Origin of the sequence: Streptomyces sp. ISL-100 (genome assembly GCF_018614615.1) — a bacterium.
Lineage (GTDB): Bacteria > Actinomycetota > Actinomycetes > Streptomycetales > Streptomycetaceae > Streptomyces.
In genome coordinates this window covers 2,501-12,525 of sequence record NZ_JAGGOK010000089.1, presented here as the reverse complement: position 1 = coordinate 12,525, position 10,025 = coordinate 2,501, and the positions used below count along the sequence as shown (strand labels likewise).

11 protein-coding genes and 1 pseudogene (1 of these 12 cut by a window edge) are annotated in these 10,025 nt (G+C 69.3%); 4 read left to right on the top strand and 8 right to left on the bottom strand.

The genetic code is table 11. The annotated features are described in order from the left end of the window. Positions 1-868 (top strand): annotated as a pseudogene (locus J7E89_RS34120) (hypothetical protein); the annotation flags it as partial. A 285-nt stretch (positions 869-1,153) separates the two neighbouring features. Here J7E89_RS34120 and J7E89_RS34115 read toward each other — a convergent pair. The 4 genes from J7E89_RS34115 to J7E89_RS34100 all read right to left on the bottom strand — a co-directional run bounded on the left by J7E89_RS34115 (position 1,154) and on the right by J7E89_RS34100 (position 3,641). Further along, complete coding sequence (locus J7E89_RS34115; RefSeq protein ID WP_214979290.1) at positions 1,154-1,924, bottom strand: metallophosphoesterase; 771 nt, start codon at positions 1,922-1,924, stop codon at positions 1,154-1,156. Continuing rightward, positions 1,921-2,175 carry a hypothetical protein gene (locus J7E89_RS34110; RefSeq protein WP_214979288.1) on the bottom strand — a complete coding sequence of 85 codons (255 nt, stop codon included), beginning with the start codon at positions 2,173-2,175 and terminating at the stop codon, positions 1,921-1,923. The genes J7E89_RS34115 and J7E89_RS34110 overlap by 4 nt, the downstream gene beginning before the upstream one ends. Continuing rightward, the gene (locus J7E89_RS34105; RefSeq protein ID WP_308315692.1) at positions 2,172-2,801 is read right to left on the bottom strand and encodes a nucleotidyltransferase family protein; all 630 of its coding nucleotides are present in this window, start codon (positions 2,799-2,801) and stop codon (positions 2,172-2,174) included. Before J7E89_RS34105 ends, J7E89_RS34110 begins: the two co-directional genes overlap by 4 nt. Positions 2,802-2,912: 111 nt before the next feature. After that, positions 2,913-3,641, bottom strand: a complete 729-nt coding sequence (locus J7E89_RS34100) for a VOC family protein (RefSeq protein WP_251061461.1) — start codon at positions 3,639-3,641, stop codon at positions 2,913-2,915. A gap of 401 nt (positions 3,642-4,042) precedes the next feature. Between J7E89_RS34100 and J7E89_RS34095 the strand changes: the two genes are divergently transcribed. Next, positions 4,043-4,366 (top strand): plasmid stabilization protein, encoded by a 324-nt coding sequence (locus J7E89_RS34095; RefSeq protein WP_214979285.1) that lies wholly within the window; start codon positions 4,043-4,045, stop codon positions 4,364-4,366. A 19-nt stretch (positions 4,367-4,385) separates the two neighbouring features. Here the strand turns inward: J7E89_RS34095 and J7E89_RS34090 are convergent, their stop codons facing one another. The 3 genes from J7E89_RS34090 to J7E89_RS34080 form a co-directional block, all read right to left on the bottom strand. After that, entirely contained in the window at positions 4,386-5,921 is a 1,536-nt protein-coding gene (locus tag J7E89_RS34090; RefSeq protein ID WP_214979283.1) for an FAD-dependent oxidoreductase, read from the bottom strand. A 64-nt stretch (positions 5,922-5,985) separates the two neighbouring features. After that, a complete protein-coding gene (locus tag J7E89_RS34085) occupies positions 5,986-6,669 on the bottom strand; it encodes a DUF6766 family protein (RefSeq protein ID WP_214979281.1) in 684 nt (227 codons plus the stop codon). 84 nt (positions 6,670-6,753) lie between these two features. Further along, on the bottom strand, positions 6,754-7,173 hold the full coding sequence (locus J7E89_RS34080) for a hypothetical protein (protein ID WP_214979279.1): 420 nt from the start codon (positions 7,171-7,173) through the stop codon (positions 6,754-6,756). A gap of 199 nt (positions 7,174-7,372) precedes the next feature. On the opposite strand from J7E89_RS34080, the gene J7E89_RS34075 reads away from it, so the two are divergent. Both J7E89_RS34075 and J7E89_RS34070 read left to right on the top strand, forming a co-directional pair. Further along, entirely contained in the window at positions 7,373-8,782 is a 1,410-nt protein-coding gene (locus J7E89_RS34075) for an NADP-dependent succinic semialdehyde dehydrogenase (RefSeq protein ID WP_214979277.1), read from the top strand. A 46-nt stretch (positions 8,783-8,828) separates the two neighbouring features. Continuing rightward, complete coding sequence (locus J7E89_RS34070; protein ID WP_214979275.1) at positions 8,829-9,362, top strand: GNAT family N-acetyltransferase; 534 nt, start codon at positions 8,829-8,831, stop codon at positions 9,360-9,362. A gap of 54 nt (positions 9,363-9,416) precedes the next feature. On the opposite strand, the gene J7E89_RS34065 is transcribed toward J7E89_RS34070, so the two are convergent. Continuing rightward, on the bottom strand, positions 9,417-10,025 hold the 3' portion of the coding sequence (locus J7E89_RS34065; protein ID WP_214979273.1) for an isocitrate lyase/phosphoenolpyruvate mutase family protein. The gene runs 225 nt beyond the window's last position; 609 of the gene's 834 nt are visible here — the last part of the coding sequence; its start codon lies beyond the right edge, outside the window; its stop codon occupies positions 9,417-9,419.

Genomic DNA, 10,025 nt, shown 5'->3' with positions numbered 1-10,025 from the left:
CTTCACGAGCCTTCTAGGCGTCCTCATCGCAGGAGCCTCCGACCTGCCCGGAAGCGTGATCGGCCCGGACGGGCCGGAAAGCAGTCCCGAGCCCGAGGTGCGTGATGCTCAGCGGCCCGGTTCCGGCCAGGGCGTCCACGATCCGCATTTCGGTGCAGGTCTGGGTCTTGCCGAGGGCGGACGCCGGACCCTCCGCCATACCTACGGCACCGAAGACCGGGATCTGAATTTGCGCCTGCTTGCCCTGGCGCGCAGTGCGCACGATCTGCGGAGCCTGGACGCCGACCGGCTCGGCGGGCTGCCGGTGGCGGTATGGCACGGCCTGCTCATGGAGGACCACCTCGACCTCGCGCCTTTCCGGCAGCCCAGCAGCGACCGGTGGCGAAGCGGCAGCGGCCTCCCGTTGGGTCCCTTGGCCGCAGTACAGCTCTACACCACCAACGCCAACCCTCTGGTCGAGGGCAAGGGCCATTCACCGCTGTGCCGGCACGCCCACGAACGCGCCGTTGTGGCCGACGACGACCTCATCACCGTCGCCGACCTCATGGCCGCCCGCACCGACTTCGACTGGTGCAGCAAGTGTGGTGGCTACGCCATACGCAGGCTCATCGACTCCCAGCTGGCCTACTACCGTGCGGCTCACCGCTTGCACGACATCAAACGGCGACTCGACGGCACGAGCGGAACCCCGGACACCGACATCTCCACGGTGATCACCCACCTGGCGGAACTGGCGGCCTGGCAGCCGGTCGACGAGCAACAGTGGTGCAGCAGCGATTCCTGGCAATGGCAGGGCACCATCCGCGGACTCAGGCGCAAGGCCGAAAGGTCTCACGCCGTGACGGGCCCTGGCGAGCCGGCCTCTTGACCCGGCAGCGGCCCTTGGATGCGCGCGTCACGGACATCCCCCATGGGGACCAGTTGGGGACCAGATGGTGTCCGCGCACCTGAACGGCATACGCGGCACCGCACGCTGTGCACCCTGAATTCTGGCCGTATGTGCAGACAAAAGGGATGACCCCTACTCCTGGGGGTCAAGGGGTCGCAGGTTCAAATCCTGTCGTCCCGACCAGCGTTTATTCGCAGGTCGGAGGTCGTATCGGAGCAATCCGATACGGCCTTTTCCGTTTCCCGGGGGCTTTGGGAGAGCGAGCTATTCGGCCGCGACAGGAACGCTGTCGGCCGCCGTGCCCGCCGCCGTGTGGACCGCCAGGTGGTACACGGCGAAGGCGCGGCCGATCACCGGCTGGGCGACATTGCGCACCCGCACCCCGCCGCTGGTCATCCCGTGCTCGGTGCCCAGATGCGCGTGGCCGTGGACGGCGAGATCGGCCCCGGACTCGTCCATCGCCTCGGCCAGCAGATAGCTGCCCAGAAAGGGAAAGATCTCCGGAGGCTCGCCCGCCAGGGTGTCCGGGACGGGCGCGAAGTGGGTCAGTGCGATGCGTACGGCGCAACCGCGCTCCTTCAGCTCGTCCAGCGAACGCCGCAGGCCCTCCGCGCACCGCCGCGAGTACCGGATGAACTCCTTCATCACCGGTTCGCCGAACTCGCCACCGCTGCGGCCCGCGAACCCCCCGCCAAAGCCCTTGGTCCCGGCGACGCCGACCCGTACCCCGCCGACGTCCAGTACGGTCCCCTGCCCCTCCAGCACGGTCACGCCGGCCTCGCCGAGCACATCCGTCACCTCGGCCTGCTGGTCGCTGTGGTAGTCGTGGTTGCCCAGGACGGCCACCACCGGCACGCCGAGTCCGGCCACCTCCTGGGCGACCACCCGCGCCTCCGCGGCCGTGCCGTGCCGCGTCAGGTCTCCCGCGAGCAGCAGCACGTCCGCGGAGCCCTTGATCGTTTCGAACGCGGGCCGGAGCACCCCGGCGCTGTCCAGGCCCAGATGAATGTCGCCGACGGCAGCGATCCGGATCACGCAAGCTCCTCAGGGTGGTCGGGGGCGGTCGCGGAGACCACGACCAGATCCTCATGCAGCGGGAGTCCGGCCAGTTCGTCCTCGGCCATGCGCAGGATCTCGTCCCGGCACGCGGCGCTGGAGACGGTGCCGGCGATCAGGACGCTGTTTCCGCGCAGCTCTATCCGTACGCCCATCTCGGCGTAATCCCCGCTCGCCAGATGCTCCTGAAGATGGGCGATGCGGTACTCGGCGGCGGATGTGTCGTTCACGGCCCAGCCTCCCGTGGTTCGATGACGTGCAGACGCTCCAGAAGGTAGAGAAACGCGTCCGGCATGGGTGAGTCCTGGTGCTCGCGGCGCAGGCGGTCCCAGTCGATCTTCTCCCGCAGCGTCCGCGCGATGGGCAGTACGGCGCCGAAGTCGCAGTGGTGCTCCGAGAAGGCATGGAGCTGGCTGCTCATGAGATCGGTGGGGGACAGCACGGGCATGTGAACCGAGTCGACCGGAAGGGTCTGCGCCCGGCTCAGCAGCTCCCTGGTTACCGGCTGCCGGGCCAGTTCGAAGATCAGGTCGATCTCCTCGCCGTGGCTGTGCGCCTTGATCAGCCAGTCCTCCGGCGGGACGCGCACCTCGACCCCCGCTGCCTCCAGCGCCTCGGTCACAGCCTCCGCGTCCTCGCGCAGGATGCAGAAGTCGGCGTCGTGCTGGAAGCTGGCGGGCACGCCGTGGGCGTACGCCGCGACGCTCCCCACGAGTGCGAACGGGTACCCGGCGCTCTTGAGCCTGGAGGCCACATGCTTGGTGGCCTCCAGGATGGCCTGCGTGCGGTCCGGTGGCAGCGGCCAGGCGCTGCCGCGCGCCGCCGCGGGGAGTGGTTCGAGGGGCCCGCTGTCCACCGCTCTCCCCACTCTCCCCGTCGTCAGCCGCAGACCGGTCGGCTCGGGCCGGTTGCCGGGCTGAGGGCCGTCTTGTGAGTGACCGCGCACAGGTGCACCTTCCTGCTCGGCTTATCCGGGCCCTGCGCTGGTGACGGTGAAGATCGCGCCGTCCGGGTCGCGAAGCGTCGTTTCCATGCCGTAGGGGGTGGGGCCGTGCCCGAGGGCGGAGCCACCGTGGCGGAGCGCCGCCTGCACGGTGGCTTCGACGTCGGGTACGGGGAAGTGGGCGTGCCACCGGGGCTGGATCAGCGGATCGGGCGCCGTGTCGACGGCACCCGAGCTCAGCCGCGCCAGGATCTGTCCGTCCTGGAGCAGTACGACCTCGTCCTCCTGGTACTCGACCTCGCAGCAGCCGGGGCGCCCGGTGGCCCACTGGAGGACCTGGCCGTAGAAGATCGCCGCGTCGAACGCGTCCCGGGTACGCAGGCGCAGCCACACGGGTGCGTTCTTGCGCCAGACGTGCCAGTCGGAGAAGAGCTGTCCTTCCCAGATGCCGAAGACGGCCCCGTCACGGTCCGCCGCAATCGCCCCGCGGCCGGTGGCGAACCGCAGAGGACCCACGGCGACGGTGGCGCTGCGCTCGCGGATCCGGCTCGCGGTTTCGTCCACACTGGCGACAGCGAAGTAGGGCGTCCACGTGACAGGCGCTCGCAGAGCGCTGTCGAGTGAACCTATTCCGGCGACGGGTTCGCCGTCGAGCAGCGCGATACTGAACCCGCGACCGAGGCCGGCCCGTCTGAATTCCCAGCCGAGAACCGCTCCGTAGAAGGCCTGGGCGGGCTCCAGCTCGCGTGCCATCAGAGTGATCCAGCACGGAGCGCCGTAGATCTCGTGGCTTGATGTTCTACCGGTGGCCGTCGTTTCCATTTCCACGTGTCCTGGTCGAATGGGGGCATGTGAGGCCAGTTTCGTATGTCCATCCTGCCCCCGGGGGGCCGTACTGGCGAACCGCGTGAACACCCGGAGCAGGCCGTCGATCATGGAATTGTGTGTCTGTTCCCGTGCTCGGAGGGTACTCGCCGTGCACCGATTCGGACCGGAACGTCCTTACCGGCGTTTGTCCCGGCCCGGGTTGGCGATCAGGCCCAATGGGAGTGACCCGGTGCTGCGTTTGCGGACGGGCAGCACCGGACGCAGGGTGGGCGGAAGCTGCGCATTCCAAGGCAGCCAACCACTGATATACGTTCGAAGGAGTAGCAATGCCCAGGGGTTCGAGCTCCAAGCGGGAACGTCAGTACGAGCACATCAAGGAAAGCGCTGAAGAGCGCGGCGCAGGCACCAAGCGGGCCAAGGAAATGGCCGCGCGGACCGTCAACAAGGAACGAGCGCGCTCCGGCGAGTCGAAGCCGGCGAGCAAGAGCTCGACCCAGGGCAAGTCATCGTCGCAGCGCGGCGGGCAGCGATCGGGCGGCGGGGGCGGGGGAGAGACGTACGACCAGCTGTACGCGGAGGCGAAGCGCCGCAACATCCACGGACGCTCGTCGATGAACAAGTCCGAGCTCAAGCGCTCTCTCGAGTCCTGACCCGGCGGTGTGACCCGCCTCAGTCGCGAGATTCCAGAGGCCGGGTGGCGGGGCCGTGCAGAATCGCACCGTCCGGGCCGAAGCGCGAGCCGTGACAAGGGCATTCCCAGACCTTCTCTGCGTCGTTGAAGTGCACCAGGCACCCCAGGTGCGTACAACGCGCCGAGACGACGTGGGCCTCGCCCGACTCGTCGCGGTACACGGCGCAGCGGTTTCCCTCCAGACGGACGACCGCGCCGCTGCCCGGCGGGATCTCGTCCACCGAGTCGACGTGACCGGTGTGCAGACGGTCGCCCACGAAGTGCCGCGCGACAGCGGTCTGGAACCTCGCCACTTCAGCGGTCTCCCGCACCTGCGGCAGCCGCCGCGGATCGTACAGATCCGTCCACGCGGGACGGGGCCCGCCCGCGATGTGGGCCGTGAGCAGGCGGCCCGCCATCACACCGTTGCTCATGCCCCAGCCGCCGAAGCCCGTCGCCACGAACACATGCTGAGTGCCCGGGTGCGCGTGTCCCACGTACGGCAGATGGTCGCTCGAATCGTTGTCCTGCGCAGACCAGCAATACACCGTGTCGGCCTCGGCGAAACCCGGCAGCCGCTCGCGCGCCCATGCGTCCAGGCGAGCGAACCGTTCCCGTACGCCGCCGGCGCCCGGTTCGAATGTCTCACCCGTGACGATGAGCAGCCGTCGCCCGTCGTCGTAAGGCGCACTGCGCACCGAACGGACCCGGTCCGCCGGGCTCAGGTACATGCCCGCCGGCGCGTCACCGGAACGCACCGGCGCCGCGATCACCAGCTCCCGCCTCGGCTTCAGGCGCGTGAACAGCAGCGTGCGGTCGAAGACCGGGTAATGCGTCGCGATGACCGCGTCGCGCGCCTCGACCGTGACCCCGCTCTCGGTCGACACCCGGCACCGCGCGCCGTCATGGAGCCCGGTCACGCGGGTGCGCTCATGGACGCGTCCTCCCGCACCGGTGATCCGCTCCGCCAGAGCCAGCAGAAACTTGCGCGGGTGGAACTGCGCCTGCCCCTCCACCCGCACCGCCCCGGCCACCGGGAAGGGCAGCTCCGTTTCGGTCACGAACGACGCGTCGAGGCCGGCCCGCCGGGCGGCCTCGGCCTCATCCCTGAGCTCACCAGCCCGCCGCGGATCCTCCAGATACGTGAACGCGGCGGCGCGCTCCAGGTCGGCGTCGATGCCCAGGCCGTCGCATAGCGCCGCCGTACGCTCGACCGCGTCCTGCTGCGAGAGCGCGTACAGCCCGGCGTTGTCGGCGCCGTGCGTCGCCTCCAGCCGGGCGTACCCAAGACCGTGCAGCGCCGTCAGCTTGGCCGTGGTGTACCCCGTCACCCCGGCCGCGATCCTGTCCGCCTCCAGGAGTACGACGTCCAGGCCGGCCCGGACCAGCTCCCAGGCGGTGCACAGGCCGGCGATGCCGCCGCCGATGACGGCGACATCCGCCGTCAGGTCCGTGCCCGGGGGCGGATAGCGGGTGGTGCCGGGGGCGGTAGCCATCCAGTACGACTCATCGATGGTCAGGCGCTCAGCAGCCATGCTCCTCGGCTTCCCCTTCTGCGGTCCCCTTAACGGCGGACATGGCGGGCGAAGCTGGGCCCGGTCAGCCCTCGACGCCGGTGGAGGTGTGAGCGGAACCGACGGGCTTGGACTCCGGTGAACCGCGCTGGCGCAGGTAGACCGAGAGGATGGCCATCGCCGCCACCGCGAGCAGCTCCGACTGCCAGTTCTGCAGCGTGCGGCTCCAGAAGTCGCCGGAGCTCAGGTACGCCCCCCAGCTGATCGGCGCCTGCAGACCGCGCAGGTGCTCCTCGTTGCAGGCGACGCCCCCCGTGACCGACTGGGCCAGCCACGACAGCAGGAAGATCAGGCACATGACGATGCCGAGGGAGCGGGAGTAGAGCGACTGCCGAAGCCCGTCGGCGGCAGCCCACCGGGGAGAGTCCTCCGTGGCGTGGCGGCCGACCTTCTGCGCCTCATCGGTTTCCAGCCCTGCCTTGTGCATGACCTTCGACTCCGGTGAGCCGCGTTGCAGCAGCCACACCGTGCCGAAGACGTAGAGGAAGAACTGAAGGAACTCGGACTGCCAGTTCTCGGTCACGTCCACCGCGAAATCGGACGTTCCGAGGTAGCTCCAGAAGCTGAAGGGGTGCAGGTTCTCCGCGATCAGCCGGTTGTTGAAATCGGCGTGACCCGCGATGGCCTGGCCGATGAGGCTGAGCAGAAACCCGATGCCGAACGCCAGGGTCAGGCTGTTTTCCCGTACGAAGCGGGGGAGCGCGCTCATCGGTGCATCAACCCGAGCGCGATGGCGTAGGCCAGGCCGCCGAACACCACGAGAAGGCACAGCGTGAACATCAGCCGCACTGTCTCACCCGCTCTTCAGATCGCACTGGTACGGAAGCTCGGGCTCGGGCTGGGGCTCGCAGCCGGCCGCGACGACCTTCCAGCCGTCCGGGAACGAGGACAGGAACAGGGTGTCGGAGTCGAGCACGACACGGGCTTGCCTCCCGTACACGTCCACCCGGCGCAGCTCACCCGCCGACGGCAGCTCCAGCTCCTCCAGGGCCGGGGGGCACAGAGACTTGGCCGTTTCCTCCAGCTCCTCACGGGTACCGGGAGCCAGGCCGTCGCACCCGAGAAGGGCCTGCCCGCCACGCAGGTTCTCCTCGAAACGCAAGGCCGCTGATGCCGCGGCGTCCTCCCGCGCACTGACGGAAGAACAGCCGGAGAGAGCCAGGCATGCCAGACCCGCGAACACACCCACGCCCACACCCGCAGCAGTACGCATTGCAACAACCACCTCCCGCCCTCAGTTCCCGGGAACGGTGCGAGGGAGTCCCAGGAGCGTTCCCCGGTGCGTTCCGTACGCCCGCCGCATCCGGCCGGACTTCAACCTGACAGGTGAAGCAAACGGAGTGCCGTCCGCGTTGCGGGACCGCCCGTACCGCGCAAGTGTCGAAATGACCGAGTCCGAGGAGGACGGCAGCATGCCCATTGCCACGGTGAATCCCGCCACCGGAGAGACGCTCAAGACATTCGACGCGCTCGGAGCCGAAGAGATCGAACGGCGCCTGGCACTCGCCGCGACCGCCTTCGCGCAGTACCGCACCACCGGCTTCGACCGGCGGGCCGAACTCCTGAACCGCGCCGCGGACCTGCTGGACGAGGACCGGCAGGACATCGCCCGCACCGTGACCACCGAAATGGGCAAGCCGATCACAGCGGCCCGCGCGGAGGCGGCGAAATGCGCGAAGGCGATGCGCTGGTACGCCGAGAACGCCCGGGAACTGCTCGCCGACGAGTACCCCTCGGCCGACGACGTGACGGACTCAGGGGCCTCCCGGGCGATCGTCCGCTACCGCCCCCTCGGTGTCGTCCTGGCAGTGATGCCGTGGAACTTCCCGCTCTGGCAGGTCGTACGCTTCGCCGCCCCCGCACTCATGGCCGGCAACGTAGGCCTCCTCAAGCACGCGTCGAACGTTCCGCAGACCGCTCTCTACCTGGAGGACCTCTTCCGCCGCGCGGGCTTCCTCGAAGGGTGCTTTCAGACGCTGCTCATCGGATCCGGAGCGGTCGAGGGCATCCTGCGCGACCCCAGGGTGGCCGCCGCGACGCTCACGGGAAGCGAGCCGGCCGGGCGCTCCGTCGCCTCAGTCGCGGGTGACGAGGTGAAGCGGACCGTTCTGGAGCTCGGCGGCAGCGACCCGTTCGTGGTCATGCCGTCGGCCGACATCGAGCGGGCCGCCCGGACAGCGGTCACCGCCCGGGTGCAGAACAACGGCCAGTCGTGCATCGCCGCCAAGCGCTTCATCGTCCACACCGACGTCTACGACGACTTCTGTGAGCGCTTCACCACCGGAATGCGGGAACTGACCGTCGGCGACCCGATGCGGGAATCCACCGACGTAGGACCGCTGGCGAGCGAACAGGGACGTACCGACCTCGAACAGCTCGTCGACGACGCCCTGCACCGCGGCGCCACGGCACAGTGCGGGGCGCGGCGGCCCGAGGAGCAGGACAAGGGCTGGTTCTACGAGCCCACCGTTCTCACCGGCGTCACCAACACCATGCGCATCCACCGCGATGAGGCCTTCGGCCCTGTGGCCACGGTCTACCGGGTCTCCGACGTGGACGAGGCGGTGACCCTCGCCAACGACTCACCCTTCGGGCTGAGCTCCAATGTGTGGACGCGCGACGAAGGGGAAGTCGAGCGGTTCGTCCGGGACCTGCAAGCGGGCGGCGTCTTCGTCAACGGTATGACCGCCTCCCACCCCGCACTGCCCTTCGGCGGAGTCAAGCGGTCCGGCTACGGGAGGGAACTGTCGGGGCACGGCATCCGCGAGTTCTGCAACGTCACCACCGTGTGGCACGCCGCCGAGCCGGCCGACAAGACCTGACATGGTCGCACCACGTCTGTGAACCCATCGCGCTAGCGTGCCGCGCATGCGAAAGCCAAAGACGCCAAAGACGCTGCACGGCGCCCAGGTCGTGCTTCGCCCGCCCACGGCGGGCGACATTCCCCTGCTGGCCGGGATCCGCGCCAGACCCGAGGTGCGCGCGATCTGGCGTGGCGGCGACGACCTGGTGGCGGCGGTCACCGACGACCTCGCCGCCTCTGACGTCACCACCCTGGTGATCGAGTACGCCGGACGTACGGCCGGCGCCATCCAGTGGGGCGCCGAGCAGGATCCGGACTACCGCCACGCCAACATCGACATCTACCTCGACCCCGAGGTGCACGGCCGCGGCCTGGGCACGGACGCCGTGCGCACGCTCGCCCGCCACCTGATCACCGACCTCGGCCATCACCGGATCGTGATCGACCCGGCCGCCGACAACGCCGCCGCAATCCGCTGCTACACCAAGGTCGGCTTCCGCCCTGTCGGCATCATGCGCGAATACGAGCGCGGCCCGGACGGAACCTGGCACGACGGCCTGCTCATGGACCTGCTGGCCGCCGACCTGGCAGCGGAGTGAACGTGAACTTGAGCCCATACGGCCCCGCAGCCCCCCACCCAGCGCCTTCCCGCCTCAGCGGCGTTGCAGAAGCGCGTTCAGCTCGCTGTAGTCGACCGCGTCAGCCAGCGCGGTGTACGTCCCGGTGCTGAACAGTTCCTGGGCCGATCGGCGCACAGTGGCAAAGGCGGCCTGAGCCACGGCGGACCCAAGGCTGACGCGGGCCACCCCGAGCTTGCCGAACTCGGCGACGGACGGGGACCCGGGGCCGGCCATCACGTTCAGCGGAACGGTCAGCCCTGCCGCCAGGGCGGTCACGGTCTCGGTATCGCTCACACCAGGAACAAAGATTCCGTCGGCCCCGGCCGCGACATAGACCGATGCCCGATCCAGCGTTTCCCGCAGACGGGTGGCGGGATCGCCGACCGAGCGGAGATACGTGTCGATGCGAGCGTTGATGAACAGCGGAACGCCCGCGGAGTCCGCGGCGGCGCGGGCAGCGGCCAGGAACTCGCCCTGCTCCGCCGCGGCGCGCAGAAGGCCGGGGCCGGTGTGGAGGGCGTCCTCGATATTGACGCCTACGGCGCCGGCGGCCAGCACACCCTCAACGGTCTTCCCGACGCCGTCCGGGCTGTCGGCGTAACCGCCCTCGATGTCGGCGGTGACGGGAACGCGGACCGCCGA

Coding starts and splice junctions, on each gene's coding strand:
- J7E89_RS34100 (WP_251061461.1), bottom strand. CDS start 3,641: ATGGCACGCGAGCTGGAGCCCGCCCAGGCCTTCTACGGAGCGGTTCTC.
- J7E89_RS34095 (WP_214979285.1), top strand. CDS start 4,043: ATGCCCAGGGGTTCGAGCTCCAAGCGGGAACGTCAGTACGAGCACATC.
- J7E89_RS34090 (WP_214979283.1), bottom strand. CDS start 5,921: ATGGCTGCTGAGCGCCTGACCATCGATGAGTCGTACTGGATGGCTACC.
- J7E89_RS34085 (WP_214979281.1), bottom strand. CDS start 6,669: ATGAGCGCGCTCCCCCGCTTCGTACGGGAAAACAGCCTGACCCTGGCG.
- J7E89_RS34080 (WP_214979279.1), bottom strand. CDS start 7,173: ATGCGTACTGCTGCGGGTGTGGGCGTGGGTGTGTTCGCGGGTCTGGCA.
- J7E89_RS34075 (WP_214979277.1), top strand. CDS start 7,373: ATGCCCATTGCCACGGTGAATCCCGCCACCGGAGAGACGCTCAAGACA.
- J7E89_RS34070 (WP_214979275.1), top strand. CDS start 8,829: ATGCGAAAGCCAAAGACGCCAAAGACGCTGCACGGCGCCCAGGTCGTG.